Genomic DNA, 18,798 nt, shown 5'->3' on the forward strand with positions numbered 1-18,798 from the left:
TGCGCGGACTGGCTTCGCCGACGGCCGCATGCCGTGGGTGGATGCGCAGGCCGCGCCCTCTGCTTTTTTCCGGGACAGGGTGGGGCGCTGACGGCGGGGCCGCCAGCCGGTGCCGCGCATGGCCTTGCGTGCCCGGGAAAACCTAGAGGGCCAGCCGCGGACCCTCCTCCTACAATTGCGACAAAAGGCAACAGTGCCCGTCCCTCGCCAGCGCCGCAATGGCGCCATGCGCCCGCGCCTGCCAACACCCCTCTTGGAGACAAGTTCTATGGATCGCCGCTCTCTCGTCAGACACGCAGGTATCGCAGGGGTCCTGGCCACCGGCGTGGCGCCCGCGGTGTTTGCGCAGGCATCCATCCGGTGGCGCCTGGCCTCCAGTTTCCCCAAGTCGCTGGACACCATCTATGGCGGCGCGGAGGTGTTCGCCAAGGCCGTGAAAGTGATGACGAACGGCCGCTTCGAGATCTCCGTGCACGCGGGGGGCGAACTCGTGCCGGCATTTGGCGTGGTGGACGCCGTGCAGGGCGGCGCGGTCGAGATGTGCCATACCGTGCCGTATTACTTCTACGGCAAGAGCCCCGCCTTCGCGCTGGGCTCGGCCATCCCCTTCGGCTTCAACGCGCGCCAGATGAGCGCCTGGATGCTCCATGGCAATGGGCGCAAGCTCATGGACGAGTTCTACGCCGGCTTCAGCATGGTCAGTTTCGCGGGGGGAAACACCGGCACGCAGATGGGCGGGTGGTACTTGCGCGAGATCAAGAGCCCGAGCGACTTCAAGGGCATGAAGATGCGCCTGGGCGGCGGTCTGGTGGGTGAAGTGATGTCCCGGCTGGGCGCCATTCCGCAGAGCATTCCGGGGGGCGAGATCTACCAGGCCCTGCAAAAGGGCACCATCGACGCCGCCGAATGGGTGGGGCCGTATGACGACCAGAAGCTGGGGTTCAACAAGGTGGCGCCCTTTTACTATTACCCCGGCTGGTGGGAGGGCGGACCCGAGGTGGATTTCTTCATCCACAAGAAGGCGTTCGACGGCCTCTCGGCCGACAACAAGCTCATCGTGGAGGCAGCCGCCGCCATTGCGCACGCGGACATGCTGGCCAAGTACGACGCGCTGAACCCCACCGCGCTCAAGCAGCTGGTGGCCGCCAAGACCAAGGTGCTGCCGTTCTCGCAAAGTGTCATGGATGCGGCCTTCAAGGCGTCCATGGAGGTCTTTGCGCACAACGATTCCAAAAGCCCCGAGTGGAAGAAGATCTACGGGGACATGCGCAACTTCCAGCGCGACCAGATCCTCTGGTTCCGCTTTGCCGAAGCGCGCTACGACACCTTCATGTCGGCGCAGAAGATCTGACGCCGCTTGCGGGCGATGCGGCCCGTTGCGGCCTTGCGTGCGCGGGGCGCAGCCGATGCTTGCAGAACCCTGAAGCCCTGATCGGGTGTCTGGGATTTCACGGGAAAACCCGCAAATCCGGCACAGGGCATGTTCCTACAATCGACTCCGGTAAAAAGGTTCTTGGCCCGTGGGTTACCGCCCGTTGCGCCAAGTTGTGCAATCGAGTTTTCGGAGATAACCACATGGATCGTCGTTCAATCATCAAGCATGCGGGCATCGCGGGCGTGCTGGCCGCGGGTGTTGCGCCTGCCGTTCACGCGCAGGCTGCCGTGCGCTGGCGCCTTGCGTCGAGCTTCCCCAAGCCCCTTGACACCATCTACGGCGGTGCCGAGGTGTTTGCCAATGCGGTGAAGGCCATGTCGGGCGGCAAGTTCGAGATTTCGGTGCACGCTGGCGGCGAACTGATGCCCGCCATGGGCGTGGCTGACGGCGTGCAGCAGGGCTCCGTGGAAATGTGCCACACCGTGCCGTACTACTTCTACGGCAAGAACCCCGCGTTCGCGCTGGGCTCCGCGATCCCGTTCGGCATGAACTCGCGCCAGATGAACGCGTGGATGATGCACGGCAACGGCCGCAAGCTGATGGACGAGTTCTACGCAGGCTACGGCATGCTGAGCTTCGCGGGCGGCAACACCGGCACGCAGATGGGCGGCTGGTACCGCAAGGAAATCAAGTCGGTCGCTGACCTCAAGGGCCTGAAGATGCGCCTGGGCGGCGGCCTCGTCGGCGAAGTGATGCAGAAGATGGGTGTTGTTCCCCAAAGCCTGCCAGGCGGCGAAATCTACCAGGCGCTGGAAAAAGGCACCATCGATGCGGCGGAATGGGTCGGCCCCTATGACGACCAGAAGCTGGGCTTCAACAAGGTGGCGCCTCACTACTACTACCCCGGCTGGTGGGAAGGCGGTCCTGAAGTGGACTTCTTCATCAACCAGAAGGCCTTCGATGCCCTGTCGGCCGAGAACAAGGCCATCATCCAGTCCGCTTCGTCGCACGCCGCCGTGGACATGCTGGCCAAGTACGACGCCCGCAACCCCGTGGCCCTCAAGCAACTGATCGGCGCGAAGATCAAGCTGCTGCCCTTCACCAAGGACGTGCTGGACGCTTCGTTCAAGGCTTCTCAGGAGGTGTACGCCGAGAACGATGCCAAGAGCCCCGAGTGGAAGAAGATCTATGCGGACTTCCGCAACTTCCAGCGCGACCAGGTGGCGTGGTTCCGCGTGGCCGAAGGCCGTTTCGACAGCTACATGCAGACCCTCAAGCTCTGACGCCCCACCGCGCTCAGTGCAACAAGAAAACCGCGCCCTGGCGCGGTTTTTTCATGGGCGTCGTTTTTCTATTCGCTGTTCGGTCCGCTCGCCAGAGGATGGGCCCACGCAGCGGGAGCCGGGGCCGCCGCCGGGCTCCTCATCCCCGTGGCACGCAGCTCCACCCATGGCCAACCCCTGGCTCACCTTGCCCTGCGTGTGGCATGCAGCGCCCCCGGTGGCCGTGCGGGGAGTGTCCAAGAGACCTGGGGGCAAGGCGCGGGAGGTTGCACGCGGGCCCCGGGAACGTCCGCCAGGAGAGTAGTCGCCGCTGCGCGTTGGCGAGTCGGGCCCGCCATTGTGTGGAGAACATGAAAAAGGCGGGCACCCCTCTCGGAGTGCCCGCCTCTCCACGAAGCCGTGGCGGCTCAGAATTGCCGGAAGGCGCTGAGCTCTTTTCCCATGCGCTCGAACTCGCCGATCAGTGCGGGCGTGGCGCCATAGAACACCGTGAACTTGCCGGCGAGCGTGCGCACGTACAGGCGGGGAGCGATGAGCCAGCTGAACCCGCGCACGCGGATCAGCCGCACATAGGCCAGGTCGTCGTAGGGCATGGCCTTGTCCCACACCCAGCGCTGGTGCAGGCCTTTCGTGTCCATGCGCGTGGTGCTCACCATGATGCTCCACCAGGTCCAGGCCATCAGCGCCAGGCCCGCGATGAACCATCCGGTGCCCGTGCCCACCGAGTTGCCCAGCGCTCCCCGTGTCCACAGCTGGGCGAACCACAGGGCGCAACCGCCCACGATCACGGTGGCCATGAGCCGGAACGAGCGCGAGAACGCGGGGCCCACGACCGTGCCGCCCTCGGGTGTAAATCGAAAGGGCTCGGGCAGGGGCAGCGGGGTGAGGTTCAGCATGGCAATGGGAGCGCGGGGATGGGCCTGTTGTGCATCACTTTGCCGGTTCCGACGCTGCTTCAGCCGGGGCGTTGCCGAAAGGGTTCTCGCCGGCGGTTTCTCCGCCCGCATCGGGCGTGGCTTCCGAGCGCATCAGGTCATCCGTCGGCACCTCGATCTGGACCTTGTCGGTGTCGATGATCTCCTGTTTGGGCAGGAACATGGTCACCGTCTGTGGCACGAAGATCACGATGGTCACCAGCAGCAGCTGCATGATCACCCAGGGAATCGCGCCCATGTAGATGTCGCTGGACAGCACGGGCTTGGGAATGCGGCCTTCCTTGAAGAGCGTGTTGGCGATACCCCGCAGGTAGAAAAGCGCGAAACCGAAGGGCGGGTGCATGAAGCTCGTCTGCATGTTCACGCACAGCAGCACGCCGAACCAGATCAGGTCGATGCCCAGCTTGTCGGCCACGGGGCCCAGCATGGGCAGGATGATGAAGGCGATCTCGAAGAAGTCGAGGAAGAACGCCAGGAAGAAGATGAACAGGTTCACCGCGATCAGGAAGCCGATCTGGCCGCCGGGCAGGCCCGAGAGCATGTGTTCGACCCACTTGGCACCGTCCACGCCCTGGAACACCATCGAGAACACGCGTGCACCGATCAGGATGAACACCACCATGGCGGTCAGGCGCATGGTGCCCTGCATGGCTTCCCACATCAGGGCCAGCGTCAGGCGCTTGTGGATCGCGGCCAGGACCATGGCGCCCACCACGCCCATGGCGCCCGCCTCGGTCGGCGTCGCAATGGCGGTGTCGATGCCGGGCAGGCCGCCCATGGAGCCCAGCACGGCGAAGATCAGCAGGGCCGACGGGATGATGCCGCGCAGGCACTTGAGCCACAGCTTGGCGCCCGACATGGTGCGCGCTTCCTTCGGGATGCCCGGCAGGTAGTGGGGCTTGAAGACGCCCAGCATGAACGTGTAGCCCGCGAAGATCAGCACCTGCAGGATGGAGGGACCCCAGGCGCCGCGGTACATGTCACCCACCGAGCGTCCCAGCTGGTCGGCCATCACGATCAGCACGAGCGAGGGCGGCACCAGCTGCGTGATGGTGCCCGAGGCGGCCAGCACGCCGGTGGCGTAGCGCATGTTGTAGCCATAGCGGATCATGACGGGCAGCGAGATGAGCGCCATGGCGATCACCTGGCCCGCCACCGTGCCGGTGATGGCCCCCAGGATGAAGCCCACGATGATCACCGAGTAGCCCAGGCCGCCGCGCACGGTGCCGAAGAGCTGGCCCATGGAGTCGAGCATGTCTTCGGCCAGGCCGCATTTCTCGAGGATGGCGCCCATGAAGGTGAAGAACGGAATGGCCAGCAAAAGCTCGTTGCTCAGGATCCCGAAGATATTGATGGGCAGGTTGGCCATGAAGACGGCGGGGAACCAGCCCATCTCGATGGCGAAGAAGCCCGAGGCCAGTCCCAGCGCGGCCAGCGAGAAGGCGACGGGGAAGCCGATCAGCATCACCACCACCAAGCCCGCGAACATGATCGGGGCAAAGTTTTCCATTTGCATTTTGTTGTTCCTGAAAATCCGGAATTGAGAGCGTGGCGCGGCGGGCTTCGCAGCTCAGCGGCACCACGGGTTCATGGTTCGGCGCTTGCGGGCCGGATTACTGAACCGGTTTCTCGTAGTGGGTGCTCATCTGGTAGATGCCGCGCAGATAGGCCACGCGCTTGATGATCTCGGCCAGGCCCTGCAGGAACATCAGTGAAAAACCGATCGGCATGAGCAGGATGGCGGGCCAGCGGATCAGCCCCCCCGCATTGCCCGACATTTCGCCCGAGAAGAAGGCACGGGTGAACAGCGGCCAGCTCAGGTAGGCGATCAGCAGCATGGCGGGCAGCAGAAACACCACCAGGCCCGCGATGTCGACATACACCTGCTTGTTGCCGCGCAGCTTGCCGTAGATGATGTCGACGCGCACGTGCTCATTGAGCATGAGGACGAACGGGGCGCCCAGCATCACGGTGGCGGCGAACAGGTACCACTGGATCTCCAGCCAGGCGTTGGAGCTGAGGTCCAGGCCATAGCGGATGAAGGCGTTGCCTGCTGAGATGAGCGCCGCGGCCAGGACGGTCCACGTGGCCACCTTGCTGAGCTTGCCGGAAATCCAGTCCATGCCCAAGGCTAATTTGAGTAGTGCTGACACTTGGTGTCTCCTGAGAGTATAAAAAAGGGGCGGGCCCAATGCGCTGCTGGGCCCAGGGGCATGTCCGCGGCCTGCACGGCGCGCAGCAATATCCCAACGGGTGTCCGAAAGTAACGCGCATCCTACCCCTTCGCCGCTGAAGAAAGCCTGACGCGCGGACATGGGGTTTTCCTCAGGGGGGCGGGTGTCTGCCCCTCTTTCTCCTGCCTTTTTTCTCCGGTGTCCGCCCACCGCGCCGTCTCCCGGCGGGCGGCCTGCTGCCCATGCCTCCTGTGGCTTCGGAGCCGCTTCAGCGGACTCCCGGGCCCCTTCCGTCCCTCAGGCCGTGGCGCGTGCCCGGCGCTTGGGGCGGGCAAAGCGCCACCAGGGCAGCACGGTGCTCATGGCCAGGACTTCGCCGCAGTGCAGGGGGGTGTAGCCCGGCAGGGCCCCCAGCCGCTCCAGCCATTCGGGGGTCTGCAGCAGCGCGCGCAGCGCCTGCGTGGCGGGCTGGTCCAGGCTGGCCTTGAGGCATGCCAGGTGGTAGCGCTCGTGCACCAGCGGCACGAAGCCCAGTCCGCGCGCCCGCGCGGCCAGCTCGATGCCCATGCCCACGTCCGCGGCACCCGCGGCCACGGCCTGCGCCACCGCCGTGTGAGAGGGTTCGTTGAGCGCATAGCCCGCGATGGAGGTGGCCCCGATCCCGGCTTGCGCGAGCAGGTCGTCGAGCAGCACGCGCGTGCCGGTGCCCAGCGGCCGGTTCACGAAGCGGGCCCCGGTGCGGGCGATGTCGTCCAGGCCGTGCAGCGCCAGCGGGTTGCCGGGTGCGACGATGAGGCCCTGGGTGCGCTGGGCAAAGCCGATGATCTTGTGCAGCCCGGGCTGCAGCAGGGGCTGGTAGGTGCGTGCCGTCAGGGAGTCCGCCTTGGCGTTGTCCACGGTGTGAAAGCCCGCCAGCGTGCAGCGCCCTTCGTTCAACGCGCGGATGGCATCCACGCTGCCGGTGAAGCGGATGTCCAGATGCAGCGCGCCCGTTCCGCCGTGCGCCGCGGCATGGGCGCGCAGCGCGGCCAGCGCGTCGTCATGGCTGGCGTACAGGGTGAGCACATGGGCGTGGGGGTCGAAGGCCACGGCGAATGCGCGTTCCAGGTCGGCGTGCAGCGCGGCGATCTGCGGCGCGAGCCGTGCCTGGGCCTGCCGCTCCGCCCACAGCAGCTTGGCGCCGAACTCGCTGAGCTGCGCCGACTGGCCCTTGCCCCAGATGATGAGTTCGCCGCCCAGCTGGTCCTCCCAGCGCTTGAGGGCCCCCCAGACGTGGCGGTAGGACAGGCCCAGCCCCCGCGCCGCGCCGGAGATGGACCCGTGCTCCGCCACCGCCTGCAGCAGTTCGGGCAGCGGGTTGCGGATCAGCGCGTTGCCGGCATCGCGGCTGAGTGTGTAGTGAAGTTGGACCCTATGCACGGGAGTTCATATCGCTGGATATTGGTTGGGTGCCTACGATAGCCGAACCCATGTCCACACTCTCGGAAAGCGCGAGCACAGCGCTGCAACTCACTCTCTCGTCCGACCCCGTCCTGTGGACCATCGTGGGCCGCTCCCTGTCGGTCAGCGCCACCGCATGCCTTCTTGCCTGCGGCGTGGGCCTGGTGCTGGGCGCCTGGCTTGGCGTGGCCCGCTTCGCCGGGCGCGGCGCCGCGCTGGCGGTGCTCAACACCTTGCTGGCGGTGCCGTCGGTGGTGGTGGGGCTGGTGGTGTACCTGGTGCTCTCGCGCAGCGGGCCGCTGGGCTCGCTGGGCTGGCTGTTCAGCTTCAAGGCGATGGTGCTGGCGCAGGCCATCCTGGTGTTGCCGGTGGTCACGGCGCTCACGCGCCAGGTGGTGGAGGATGCCGAGCGCGCGCATGGCGAACAGCTGCGCTCCATGGGCGCGGGCCCGCTGCTGCGCGCCCTGCTGCTGGCGTGGGACGAGCGCTACGCCCTGCTGACGGTGCTGCTGGCATCGTTTGGCCGCGCGATCTCGGAGGTGGGCGCGGTGATGATCGTGGGCGGCAACATCGACGGCTTCACGCGCGTGATGACCACCGCCATCGCCCTGGAGACCAGCAAGGGCGACCTGCCCCTGGCGCTGGCGCTGGGCATCATCCTGCTGGCCGTGGTGCTGGCGCTCAATGTGCTGATCGCCCTGGTGCGCCGCTGGCGCGAACGGGTGGACGGCTCTGCCTCCAGCACCCCCGTGGGGGTGGCGGCATGAGTGGGCCCTTGGCAAACCCCTGGGTCGACCTGCGCCAGGTGACCGTGCGCTACGGCCACGTGCAGGCGCTGGACCGTGTCACGCTGCGCATCACCCCCGGCGAGCGCGTGGCGCTGGTGGGCGCCAACGGCAGCGGCAAAAGCACGCTGCTGCGCGTGCTCAACGGCCTGGCCGATGCCAGCGGGGGGGGCCTGCAGTGCGATGCCGCGCTGCGCCAGGCCATGCTGTTCCAGCGCCCGCACATGCTGCGCACCAGCGCACGGAACAACGTGGCGCTGGCCCTGTGGCTGCGGGGCGTGCGGTGGCGCGATGCGCGAGTCACGGCGCTCACGGCGCTGCAGCGCGTGGGGCTGCGGGACATCGCCGCGCAGAACGCGCGCACCCTGTCGGGGGGGCAGCAGCAACGCGTGGCGCTGGCCCGCGCCTGGGCGCTGCGGCCCGACGTGCTGCTGCTGGACGAACCCACCGCCAGCCTCGACCCGCATGCCAAGCGCGAGGTCGAGGCCCTGATGGCCGACTTTGCCGCCAGCCACAGCGCGGCAGGCCCGGCGCACCCCGTGACCATGGTGTTCAGCAGCCACAACCTGGGCCAGGTCAAGCGCCTGGCCAGCCGCGTGATCTACATGGAGCATGGCCGCCTGGTGGCCGACCTGCCGGTGCACGATTTCTTCAACGGCCCCCTGCCGGAGGCCGCCCGTCTGTTTGTCAAAGGAGAGCTGGTATGACGAGTTTCAAGCCTTTTCGCGCTGCAGCGCTGGTACCCAAAGCGCTGGTAGCTATTGTTTTGGTAGCGTCTGGTTCCGCGTTTGCGCAGAGCATCACCATGGCGTCCACCACCTCCACGGAGCAGTCGGGCCTGTTCGGCTACCTGCTGCCCGAGTTCAAGAAGGCCACCGGGCTCGATACCAAGGTGGTGGCGCTGGGCACGGGGCAGGCGCTGGACATGGCGCGCCGGGGCGATGCCGACGTGCTGTTCGTGCACGACCAGGCGGCCGAGGAAAAGTTCGTGGCCGATGGCTGGGGCGTGAAGCGCTATCCCGTGATGTACAACGACTTCATCCTGATCGGCCCCAGGAACGACCCGGTGGGCACCAAGGGCAAGGACATCGTGCAAGCCCTGCAGAAGTTGTCCGCGGCCAACGGCGGCTTCATCTCGCGCGGCGACAAGAGCGGCACCCACGCGGCCGAGCTGCGCTACTGGAAGCTCGCGGGCGCCGACGCCACCAAGGGCAGCGGCTACAAGGAATGCGGCTGCGGCATGGGGCCCGCGCTCAACATCGCGGCATCGAGCGGCGCCTACGTGCTGGCCGACCGGGGCACCTGGCTCAACTTCAAGAACCGCGCCGACCTGGCCATCCTGGTCGAGGGCGACACCAAGCTCTTCAACCAGTACGGCGTGATGGTGGTGAACCCCGCCAAACACCCGCACGTGAAGGCGCAGGACGCGCAGAAGTTCGTGGACTGGGTGGTGTCGCCCGCGGGCCAAACCGCCATCGCCAGCTACAAGATTGGCGGCGAGCAGCTGTTCTTCCCGAACGCAGCCCCGTGAGAACGCGCCATGGAGCACCGCGTGAGGACGGCGGCCTTGGCCGCGGCCGTGGTTTGTGTGCTGGCCCTGCCGCTGGCGGGCTGTTCCACGGTGGCTGCCGAGGCCTTGGGCGCTGAAAAGGCACCCGTGCAGGTCTATGCCGCCGGCAGCCTGCGCGAGGCCTTCACCGAGATCGCGCGCGACCATGAAGCCCGCACCGGCCAGAAGGTGGCGCTGACCTTCGGGGCCTCGGGCCTGCTGCGCGAGCGCATCGAGAAGGGCGAGGCGGCCCAGGTCTTTGCCTCGGCCGACACCGACCATCCCGAGCGCCTAGCGGCCCGGGGCGGCTGGCGGGCGCCGGTGGTGTTCACGCGCAATGCGCTGTGTGCGCTGACCAGCGAACAGATCAGCGCCACCCCCGGCACCTTGCTGGCCACCTTGCTGCGCAGTGACGTGCGCGTGGGCACGTCCACGCCCAAGGCCGACCCGTCGGGCGACTACGCCTGGGCGCTGTTCCGCCAGGCCGACAAGATTCAGCCGGGCGCCTATGCCCAGCTGGATGCCAAGGCCCTGAAGCTCACGGGGGGCGCGGACTCGCCCAAGCCGCCCGCCGGCCGGGGCACTTACGCATGGGTGATGGACCAGCGCCAGGCCGATGTGTTTCTGACCTATTGCACGAACGCGGTGGCCGCGCAGGCCGAGGTGCCGCGCTTGCGGGTGGTGCAACTGCCCCCCGCGCTGCAGGTGGGGGCCGCCTATGGCATGGCGGTGCGCGCCGATGCCCCCGCTGCGGCGCAGGCGTTTGCCACCGCGCTGCGGCAACCGGCGGCGCAGGCCGTGCTGCGGCGGCTGGGGTTCGGGCCGCCCTGACAACCGAATCCGAATGCGTCGGTCGGCGGTTGCTGGGTACACACGCCATGCCCGCCCGCCTGGTGGGGTGGGCATGGCGTGTGTTTTTTTCCGGTGCCGCCGGGGGCCGCCGTGTTCAGTCGTCGTCGCGGTGGTGGCTGCTGCGCCAGATGGCGCGCACCAGCCACAGGCCGCAGACCACCGCGCCGAAGAATCCGAGAAACCCGAAAGCCGGCAGGCCGAACAGCGTGGGTCCGCCCTTGACGGTCATCACGATGGACGAGCCGATGATCAGCGCGGCAATCACCAGCGCCATCGCGAGCCGGTTGGCCGAACGGTCGATCTGGTCGCCCACGCGCTTGAGGTGGGCCAGCTCGATGCCCACCTGAAAATGCCCGCGCCGCGCATTGCGCAGCAGCCGCGCGACATCGTCGGGCAACTGCTCCACGGTCGATAGCGCGCGCCGCAGCGTCCACCAGGCGCGGCCCGCCAGCGCCCGGGGGTGGTAGCGGTCGCGCGCCACCTGCTGGAGCAGGGGCAGGGCCTCGGTGGCCATGTGGAAGTCCGGGTCCAGGTTGCGGCCCATGCCTTCGAGGGAGATGAAGGCCTTGATCAGCAGCGCCAGGTCCGCCGGCAGGCCCAGGTGGTGTTCGCGCAGGATGGCGGTCACGTCGGCCAGCATCTGGCCCAGGCTCAGCTGCGCCAGCGGCACGCCGTGGTACTGGTCCACGAAGGCCTCCACCTCGGTCTCCAGCTGGCCCAGGTTGACGCCGTGTTCGTCGCCCGTCCAGTCCAGCAGCACATCGGCCACCGCCTGCGGCTGGTGCTCCACCAGGCCCAGCAGCAACTGCAGCAGCTCTTCGCGCCGGCGCTGCGACAGGCGGCCCACCATGCCAAAGTCGATGAAGGCAATGCGGTTGCCCGGCAGGTAGAACACGTTGCCCGGATGCGGGTCGGCATGGAAGAGTCCATCCTCCACGATCATCTTGAGCACGGCCTGCGCGCCGCGCCGGGCGAGCACCGAGCGGTCGAATCCGGCTTCGGGTACCAGCGCCCCCAGCGCGCCGCCTGGCGTTCCGTCGATGAAGTCCTGCACATTCAGGCGCTCGCGGGTGTGCTCCCAGTACACGCGCGGGATCACGATGTGGGGCAGCTGCGCCAGGTTCAGCGCGATGCGCTCGGCCTGCCGGCATTCGCCGGCCAGGTCCAGCTCGCGGCGCAGGGAGCGCGCGAACTCGCGCACCAGCTGCTGCGGCCGGTAAGGCTTCAGCGCAGGCAGTTCGGCCTCCGCCAGCGCGGCCAGGCGCAGCAGCAGGCGCAGGTCGGCGTGGATGGTGTCGGCAATGCCGGGGCGGCGGATCTTGACGATCACCTCGGTGCCATCGCGCAGCCGCGCGCGGTGCACCTGCGCGATGGAGGCCGCGGCCAGCGGCGTGGCGTCGAACCAGGCGAACACCTCTTCCGGCTCGGCCCCCAGGTCTTCCCGCAGTTGCGGGCGCAGCACATCGAGGGGCACGGCGGGCACCTGGCTGTGCAGCTTTTCAAACTCGGCGATCCACTCGGGGCCGAAGAGGTCCGCGCGGCCCGCCAGGATCTGCCCGAACTTCACGAACGCAGGCCCCAGTTCTTCCAGTGCCAGCCGCACCTGGGCGGGTGGCTCGACGCGGGCCAGGTCGGCGGCATGCGCCCAGTGCAGGGCCTGGCCGGCGCGTTCGAGCCTGTCGGCCAGGCCGAGGCGGCGCACGGTGTCGCCAAAGCCATGGCGCACCATCACACCCAGAATTTCCTTCAGGCGCCCCAGGTCGCGCGCCGTGTCCAGGGTCTCTATGAGCATGGGGCGATGATAGTCAGAACGCCAGCGCAGGCTTGTTCACCATCAGGTAGAACACCACCGCCATGGCCGCGAAGGCGGGGTAGCCCAGCGCCTCCCACCGGCGTGCATAGCGCCAGTACCGCGCGGGCGGGGTGCTGCCGCTGCGCGCCGCCTCCGCCGCCATGTCGCGCATGCGCAATTGCAGCCACACCACCGGCACCCAGCACGCACCGGCCACCGCGTAGAGCACGAGCGATGCGGCCAGCCACGGCGTGCTCCACGGCAGGCCCGCCATCGCGGCCATCGCCAGCCCCGTGGCCGGCTGGATGAAGACCGTGGGGGTGGTGAACCACCAGTCGGCGCGCACCACGAGGCGGCTGACCACGGCCTGCGCCTGCACGTTGCCGCTGCGGTTGGTGAAGAAGAGGTAGAACGCCGAGCCCAGCCCGGTGCCCACCAGCAGCACGCTGGAGACGATGTGGATCCACTTGAGGATGAGGTACAGGCTCATGGCGGGGGCGGCGAGGTGGTTGTGTCCTGCAGCAGCACCCACAGGATGGCGGCGATGGGCAGGTTCTTGGTGAGCGGCCCCAAGGGGTGCAGCCACCATGCGGGGTGGATGAGCGTGGCCAGCAGCGTCATGGCGGCCATCAGGAGCAGTGCGGCCGCATATGCGCAACGCCCGGGGCGCAACGCCAGCCACAGCCCCAGCACGAGGTCGGCAGCGGCCCCGGCCAGGATGAGGGCGGTGGGCAGCCACGGTGCACCACCGTCGGTCCACGCCCTGGGCAGGCCCGCCAGCAGCTCGCGGCTCTGGCCGTGGAGCTCCCACACGCTGGCGAAGGCGGTGGCCAGCCAGACCGCGACCAGGCTGTAGCGCAGCAGACGGTGTTGCGGCGGCGCCATCATGGTGGCGCGGGCTCCTCGACCACATCCGTCTGCATGCCCCATCGTGCGAATTCGGGGGCGAAGGCCTCCAGCGGGAGGAGTCCGGTACTGGTATGGGCGCCGGTCGGCAGGGGATGCCCGGCGGCGAGCCGCCGGGCGAGCAGGATCGCGGCCATGCAGGGGATCTCGGGGCCGTGGTCGTGGTCTGCCGCGATGTGCCAGGCCCGGCGGCACGGCTGGCCCTGGGCACCGGTGCCCGCCGCGCGCACCACCATGCCCCCCAGCGGAGTGCCCAGGAAATCGAGCACGCCCCCGGTGTGGTGCATCAGGCCCGCCAGCATCTCGGGGCGGGGCAGGATGCCCCAGCCGCGCAGCGCGGCGATGGCGGCGAAGGTGCGCTGCGCCAGGCCGACTTCCAGCGCGGCGCGGAAGGTGACGCGGTCGGTGGCCTGGTAGTGCGCGGGAAAAATCTCGAGGTCCGGGATGTCGCATACCGCGCCCAGGCGCGGCCGCAGGCGGTGGAACTGGACGCGGCTGGGTTGCGCCCAGCCGCGCCGGGGCTGCCAGCGCCCGCCCTCCCACACGGGAATGGGCAGGCCGCAGTAGCTCAGCACCGCGGCCAGCGTGGCCTGCCCGCGCGGCGCGCGCTGCGCGGGGGCGATGCAGATGTCGATGCTGTCGATGCGCTGCCAGCCCGCGCACAGGTGGTCGATGACGGCCGAGGACAGCGCCGGCACCGTGCTGGCGCCCGTGACGGCCGTGCGCTGCGCGGCGGTGAACGGGCCGTGCATGGCGGCAGGGAAATCGCACACGAATCGGCGGCCGTCGGCCAGGTCGACGTAGTGCGCTCCCGCCTCGGCGGCGGCCCGGGCCACGCCGTAGCCCTGTGCCTGGAACGGCCCGGCCGTGTGGATGACCAGGCCCACGCCCCACTGGCGCAGCGTGGCGGCCAGGCCGGGTGCCTGGTGGTCCAGCGCCACGCCCCGGGCTCCATGCCCGAGCGTGCCGGCCAGCGCCTGGGCGCGTGCCGCGTCACGGCCCGCCACCAGCAGCGCCACGTGGCGCGCCGTGGCGGGGTCGCCGGCCAGCGCGCGGCAGATGCGCGCGCCGAAGTTGCCGTAGCCGCCGAGGACCAGGGTGGTGAGTGCCGTCACGGGTGGTGCATGTCCAGGAGAAGAGGGGGTGAAAGGAGAAGGGCAGGCGCCAGGCCGGGTGGCTGGCGGTGTTTCCGGCGGCGCGCGGTGCGTTCGCATTCCCTGCTGGCGCGCTCCCGCGCGGTTGCGGTGGGGTGCGGGGGGTGCGGGGGGGGCGCCTTGGGGGTGGTCATGTTCCGGGCACCCAGGGCGCCGGGCCCCGCGCGGAGGCCGTGGGCGCGCGCGCCGCCGTCGCGGTACCCTTCGCGGGCACCAGCTCCTGCAGCGCGGCACGCCGGGGCTGCATCTGCGTTTCGTGCCAGGCGGGCACGTCCGCCGCGGGCATGGGGCGGCTGTACACATAGCCCTGGATGCCGTGCAGGCCCACCGACCGCAGGATGCGCAGTTCCTCTGCCGTTTCAACGCCCTCCACCACCACGGACAGCCCAAACTCCTGCGCCAGCGTGCCGATGTGCCGCAGCAGCGACTGGCGGCGCCGGTCCTGCGGCAGCTGCTGCACGAACAGGCGGTCGCATTTGATGCCGGCGATCGGCAGGTCGGCCAGCATGCCCAATGACGAGTATCCCGTGCCAAAGTCGTCCATCACCACCGCCACGCCCAGGGTGCGCAGGCGCTGCATCGCGGCCACCATCTGCGCGCCCAGCGCGATGATGGCGTGCTCCGTCAGCTCGAGCTTGAGCGCGCGGGGCGGCAGGGCGCGCTGGGCCAGTTCGCCGCGCAGCCAGGGCACGAAGCTGTCTTCCAGCAGCGTGAGGGGCGCCACGTTCACGCTGATGGTGACGTCGTGCAGGCCCTGGGCCTGCCAGGACTTCACGCAGTCGAGCGCGTTGGCCAGGATGGTGCGGTCCACTTCGACCGTCCGGCCCTGCAGTTCGCACACCAGCAGGAACATCTCGGGGTTGATGGGCCCCAGGGTCTTGTCGGTGATGCGCAGCAGCGCCTCGAACTGCACGCCCTGCTGCCGGAAGTCCAGGATGGGCTGGAAGTGCAGCGCCAGCCGTTGCGGCCGCAGCAGGCTGGGCAGGTGGTCGGCGATGAGCGACAGCTGCATGTCGCGCTCGGGGTTCTGGGCCATGTTGGATACCCGCATCATCGACAGGCCCCTGCGCAGCAACTGCTGGCGGCCGGTGTCAAACCGCATGTTGCTCAGCTGTTCCATGGCCAGGGCGATGCCGAACACCAGCACGATGCCGAGCAGCGCATGGCTCTCGGGTTCGCCGCGTGGCGTGCGGGCGTGCAGGGCAAAGGTGTTGACCAGCAGCCAGTGCAGCAGCAGGATCGCGGCCCCGCACAGCACCTTCTCCTCCCACGACTGGCGGCGGTAGCGGGGGGTGAGCACGCTCAGCCTGGCCGAGCGGTGGCGCATGGACGTGACGGTGGCGATGCCCATGGCGATGGCGAAGGCCAGCGCGATGGCCGTCCAGTTCACCGAGGCGAAGTCCTGCACCTGGTCCCGCGTGATCGTGAAATGCGCCACCAGCATGCCGACGGCCAGGCACAGCCCCGCCACCGCGATGCGTGCCTTGCTGGCACCGGTGCTGAGCGTGGGAATCGTCAGGCGCGCGCTGACCACCATGATGATCAGCCCGCTCAGGGCGGGCACCAGGTCCAGCGCCGCGGCGTGGTGCGCCAGTTCCGCATACATGAACAGGCCGACCACATCGAGCGCCCAGACGATGCAGCCGATGCACAGGGCAGCGTGCGACGCGCTGATGCGCCGGCTGGACGGATCGACCGAAAATGCCGTGTGCTCCACCAGCCGCTGGCAGACATGCACCACCAGCGACGCGAACAGCCAGAACAGCAGGCACTGGAGCAGCGGCGGAAACCCCACCGCGAACGCCTGCGCTGCGTTGTGCCAGATTGAAACCACCATGTCCCGCCCTCGTTGTGGAGGGGCATCATACGACCGTTGGGCGGCCGGTCCGGCGCCTCGCGGCACATCCCTGGACAGTGTCGGCTGTCCGACACTCAGTTGACGATGGCGATGCCCTTGACCTGCGCGAAGACCGCCTTGCCGGGCGCCAGCGCCAGTGCCTGGGCCGAGCGCTGGGTGATGCGCGCCAGCAGCCGCGTGGGCCCCAGATCCAGCGCCACCATGAGCTGCCCGGGGCTGTCCTCGGCGACCTGGGCCACGGTGGCGGGCAGGACGTTGAGGATGCTCGTGTGTGCCGGTTCGGTGAGCGCCAGGCTCACGTCGCGTGCCTGCACGCGCAGGCGGATGGGCTCCCCGGCCGCGCGCGCCACCGGGCTCACCAGCAGCAGCCGCCGCCCCGCGAACGCCACCGTGGTGACATGGTCGTCCGGGTCGTGCCCGAGCACCTCGCCGTCGATCACCGTGGCCGCCGCATCGCCATGGGCCAGGGGCAGGTCCAGCCTGACGATGAGCTCGTGCGTGCTGCCCTGGGCCTGCACCCGGCCCGCCTGCATCAGCACCATGTGGCCCGCCAGCCGGGCCACCTCGTCGATGGAGTGGCTGACGTAGAGCACCGGGATGTCCAGCGTGCGGTGCAGGCGCTCCAGGTAAGGCAGCACCTCGGCCTTGCGCTGTGCGTCCAGCGCGGCCAGGGGTTCATCCATCAGCAGCAGGCGCGGACTGGTGGCCAGGGCGCGGGCCATCGCCACGCGCTGGCGTTCGCCGCCCGACAGCGCATGGGGCTTGCGGTCCATCAGCGGGCCGATGCCCAGCAGCTCCACGGCCTGCTCCAGCGCCACCTTGCGGCGCGCGGCGGGCGTACGCCGCAGGCCATAGCCGATGTTGCCGCGCACGCTCAGGTGGTCGAACAGGCTGGCTTCCTGGAATACATAGCCCAGCGCGCGCTCGTGCGTGGCGCGCCAGACCCGCAGCGCATCGTCCTGCCACACCTCGCCGTTGACTTCCACCCGGCCCGGCTGCGCCCGCGCCAGCCCCGCGACGGCGCGCAGGCAGGTGGTCTTGCCGCAGCCCGAGGGCCCGAACAGGGCCGTCACGCCACGCCCCGGCAGGCGCAGGTCCACGTCCAGCGTGAAGCCGGGGCGCTCCAGCTTCAGCCGGGCGGTGATCTGCGGGGGGAGCGTTTCGTCCTGGGGTGCCATCGCGCCGGCCCTCATTGCACCATGGACGCCGGCCGGTGCCGCGTGAGGTTCAGCCCCAGCAGCACGACGAACGAGAACAGCACCATGCCGCCGGCCAGCCAGTGGGCCTGCGTGTATTCCAGCGCCTCCACATGGTCGTAAATTTGCACGGACACCACGCGCGTCACGCCGGGGATGTTGCCGCCCAGCATCAGCACCACGCCAAACTCGCCCACCGTGTGGGCGAAGCTCAGGATGGCGGCGGTCACGAAGCCCGGGCGCGCGAGCGGCAGCGCCACGGTGAAAAAACGGTCCATGGGCCCGGCGCCAAGCGTGGCGGCGGCTTCCAGCGGGCGCTGGCCGATGGCCTCGAACGCGTGCTGCAGCGGCTGCACCGCGAAGGGCAGCGAGTAGATGAGCGAGCCCGCCACCAGCCCCCAGAAAGTGAAGGGCAGCGTGCCCAGCCCCAGCGACTGCGTGAACTGGCCCACCGGGCCGTGGGGGCCCATCGTGACCAGCAGGTAAAAGCCGATCACCGTGGGCGGCAGCACCAGCGGCAGCGCCACCACGGCCGACACCGGGCCCCGCCAGCGCGACGGCGTGTGCGCCAGCCACCAGGCCAGCGGCGTGCCCAGCACCAGCAGCAGTGCCATGGTGGTGCCCGCCAGGCGCAGCGTGAGGCCGATGGCCGCAAGGTCGGCGCTGGAAAAAGGCATGGGTGGCTGAAAAGCGGATGGGGAGGTGGAGGGAAATCGCCGGGGCCGCGGCGCCGGCGCGTACGGGCCGCTGGCTCAGAAACTATAGCCGTAGGACCTGATGATGGCGCGCGCCTTGTCGCCGCGCAGGTACTGGAGCAGTGCCGCGGCGGCGGCGCTGTCCTTGCCGGGGCTGAGCAGGGCCGCGTCCTGGCGGATGGGTTCGTGCAGTTCGGCCGGCACCTGCCATGCGGACCCGCCCGTGATCTTGCCGTCGGCCATCACCTGCGACAGCGCCACGAAGCCCAGCTGCGCATTGCCCGTGGAGACGAACTGGTAGGTCTGGGCAATGTTCTCGCCCTGCACGAAGCGCGGCTGCAGCCGCGCGGTGACGCCCAGCTTGTCCATCACCTGCATCGCGGCCAGGCCGTAGGGGGCAAGCTTGGGGTTGGCGATGGCCAGGTGCTTGAAGTCGCCGGTCTTGAGCACGGCGCCCTGCGCGTCCACGGTGCCGGGCTGCGCGCTCCACAGCACCAGCGTGCCGATGGCATAGGTGAAGCGCGAGTTGGCGACGGCCTTGCCTTCCTTCTCCAGCCTGGCGGGGGTGGTGTCATCGGCCGCCAGCAGGATCTGGAATGGCGCACCGTTGGTGATCTGCGCATGGAACTTGCCCGTGGCGCCGAAGGACAGCTCCGCCTTGTGGCCGGTGTCGGCCTCAAACGCCGCGGCGATCTTCTGCATGGGGGCGGTGAAGTTGGCGGCCACGGCGACCGACACGCTGTCGGCATGGGCGGCCTGAAACATCGCAAGGCAGATGGCGGTGGCGGCAAGGGAGCGGGGCAC

Annotated in this window: 18 protein-coding genes; 6 read left to right on the forward strand and 12 right to left on the reverse strand. The window is 69.0% G+C overall.

Translation table 11 applies throughout. The annotated features are described in order from the left end of the window. Window positions 1-268 precede the first annotated feature (268 nt). Together AC3RCE_RS07310 and AC3RCE_RS07315 are read left to right on the forward strand one after the other, a co-directional pair. Complete coding sequence (locus tag AC3RCE_RS07310) at window positions 269-1,351, forward strand: TRAP transporter substrate-binding protein (protein ID WP_218293766.1); 1,083 nt, start codon at window positions 269-271, stop codon at window positions 1,349-1,351. A gap of 224 nt (window positions 1,352-1,575) precedes the next feature. Continuing rightward, entirely contained in the window at window positions 1,576-2,658 is a 1,083-nt protein-coding gene (locus AC3RCE_RS07315; RefSeq protein WP_218293768.1) for a TRAP transporter substrate-binding protein, read from the forward strand. A gap of 407 nt (window positions 2,659-3,065) precedes the next feature. Here AC3RCE_RS07315 and AC3RCE_RS07320 read toward each other — a convergent pair whose 3' ends face one another. From AC3RCE_RS07320 to AC3RCE_RS07335, 4 genes are all read right to left on the reverse strand, one after another. Beyond that, the gene (locus AC3RCE_RS07320; protein WP_218293769.1) at window positions 3,066-3,554 is read right to left on the reverse strand and encodes a hypothetical protein; all 489 of its coding nucleotides are present in this window, start codon (window positions 3,552-3,554) and stop codon (window positions 3,066-3,068) included. Between the two features lie 34 nt (window positions 3,555-3,588). Continuing rightward, window positions 3,589-5,109 (reverse strand): TRAP transporter large permease, encoded by a 1,521-nt coding sequence (locus tag AC3RCE_RS07325; protein ID WP_218293771.1) that lies wholly within the window; start codon window positions 5,107-5,109, stop codon window positions 3,589-3,591. 97 nt (window positions 5,110-5,206) lie between these two features. Then, on the reverse strand, window positions 5,207-5,746 hold the full coding sequence (locus AC3RCE_RS07330) for a TRAP transporter small permease subunit (protein ID WP_218293772.1): 540 nt from the start codon (window positions 5,744-5,746) through the stop codon (window positions 5,207-5,209). A 318-nt stretch (window positions 5,747-6,064) separates the two neighbouring features. Further along, window positions 6,065-7,186: a substrate-binding domain-containing protein gene (locus AC3RCE_RS07335; protein ID WP_218293774.1), complete on the reverse strand. Its 1,122-nt coding sequence runs from the start codon at window positions 7,184-7,186 to the stop codon at window positions 6,065-6,067. Between the two features lie 50 nt (window positions 7,187-7,236). Here AC3RCE_RS07335 and AC3RCE_RS07340 point away from each other — a divergent pair, with 50 nt between their 5' ends. The 4 genes from AC3RCE_RS07340 to AC3RCE_RS07355 are packed head-to-tail and all read left to right on the forward strand — an operon-like array spanning window position 7,237 to window position 10,372. Beyond that, window positions 7,237-7,974 (forward strand): ABC transporter permease, encoded by a 738-nt coding sequence (locus tag AC3RCE_RS07340; RefSeq protein ID WP_218293776.1) that lies wholly within the window; start codon window positions 7,237-7,239, stop codon window positions 7,972-7,974. Beyond that, on the forward strand, window positions 7,971-8,699 hold the full coding sequence (locus tag AC3RCE_RS07345; protein ID WP_218341672.1) for an ABC transporter ATP-binding protein: 729 nt from the start codon (window positions 7,971-7,973) through the stop codon (window positions 8,697-8,699). The genes AC3RCE_RS07340 and AC3RCE_RS07345 overlap by 4 nt, the downstream gene beginning before the upstream one ends. Next, a complete protein-coding gene (locus AC3RCE_RS07350; protein ID WP_492254826.1) occupies window positions 8,696-9,523 on the forward strand; it encodes an ABC transporter substrate-binding protein in 828 nt (275 codons plus the stop codon). The genes AC3RCE_RS07345 and AC3RCE_RS07350 overlap by 4 nt, the downstream gene beginning before the upstream one ends. Before the next feature lie 9 nt (window positions 9,524-9,532). Continuing rightward, window positions 9,533-10,372 (forward strand): molybdate ABC transporter substrate-binding protein, encoded by an 840-nt coding sequence (locus AC3RCE_RS07355; protein WP_218293782.1) that lies wholly within the window; start codon window positions 9,533-9,535, stop codon window positions 10,370-10,372. 115 nt (window positions 10,373-10,487) lie between these two features. On the opposite strand, the gene AC3RCE_RS07360 is transcribed toward AC3RCE_RS07355, so the two are convergent. The 8 genes from AC3RCE_RS07360 to modA all read right to left on the reverse strand — a co-directional run bounded on the left by AC3RCE_RS07360 (window position 10,488) and on the right by modA (window position 18,759). After that, a complete protein-coding gene (locus AC3RCE_RS07360) occupies window positions 10,488-12,185 on the reverse strand; it encodes an ABC1 kinase family protein (RefSeq protein ID WP_218293784.1) in 1,698 nt (565 codons plus the stop codon). A gap of 13 nt (window positions 12,186-12,198) precedes the next feature. Beyond that, window positions 12,199-12,675 (reverse strand): DUF2269 family protein, encoded by a 477-nt coding sequence (locus tag AC3RCE_RS07365; RefSeq protein ID WP_492254827.1) that lies wholly within the window; start codon window positions 12,673-12,675, stop codon window positions 12,199-12,201. Then, window positions 12,672-13,070 carry a DoxX-like family protein gene (locus AC3RCE_RS07370; RefSeq protein WP_218294431.1) on the reverse strand — a complete coding sequence of 133 codons (399 nt, stop codon included), beginning with the start codon at window positions 13,068-13,070 and terminating at the stop codon, window positions 12,672-12,674. Before AC3RCE_RS07370 ends, AC3RCE_RS07365 begins: the two co-directional genes overlap by 4 nt. Further along, window positions 13,070-14,206 (reverse strand): saccharopine dehydrogenase family protein, encoded by a 1,137-nt coding sequence (locus AC3RCE_RS07375; protein ID WP_492254828.1) that lies wholly within the window; start codon window positions 14,204-14,206, stop codon window positions 13,070-13,072. Before AC3RCE_RS07375 ends, AC3RCE_RS07370 begins: the two co-directional genes overlap by 1 nt. Window positions 14,207-14,375: 169 nt before the next feature. Next, window positions 14,376-16,082 (reverse strand): EAL domain-containing protein, encoded by a 1,707-nt coding sequence (locus AC3RCE_RS07380; RefSeq protein ID WP_492254829.1) that lies wholly within the window; start codon window positions 16,080-16,082, stop codon window positions 14,376-14,378. Window positions 16,083-16,177: 95 nt separating this feature from the next. Then, window positions 16,178-17,281: a molybdenum ABC transporter ATP-binding protein gene (modC, locus tag AC3RCE_RS07385; protein ID WP_218341668.1), complete on the reverse strand. Its 1,104-nt coding sequence runs from the start codon at window positions 17,279-17,281 to the stop codon at window positions 16,178-16,180. An 11-nt stretch (window positions 17,282-17,292) separates the two neighbouring features. Then, window positions 17,293-17,976, reverse strand: coding sequence for a molybdate ABC transporter permease subunit (modB, locus tag AC3RCE_RS07390; RefSeq protein WP_218293791.1), 684 nt, complete (start codon window positions 17,974-17,976; stop codon window positions 17,293-17,295). Window positions 17,977-18,051: 75 nt separating this feature from the next. Continuing rightward, window positions 18,052-18,759 (reverse strand): molybdate ABC transporter substrate-binding protein, encoded by a 708-nt coding sequence (modA, locus tag AC3RCE_RS07395; protein WP_255594618.1) that lies wholly within the window; start codon window positions 18,757-18,759, stop codon window positions 18,052-18,054. Window positions 18,760-18,798 lie beyond the last annotated feature (39 nt).

Source organism: Acidovorax sp. GW823-FHT05D11 (assembly GCF_058795695.1).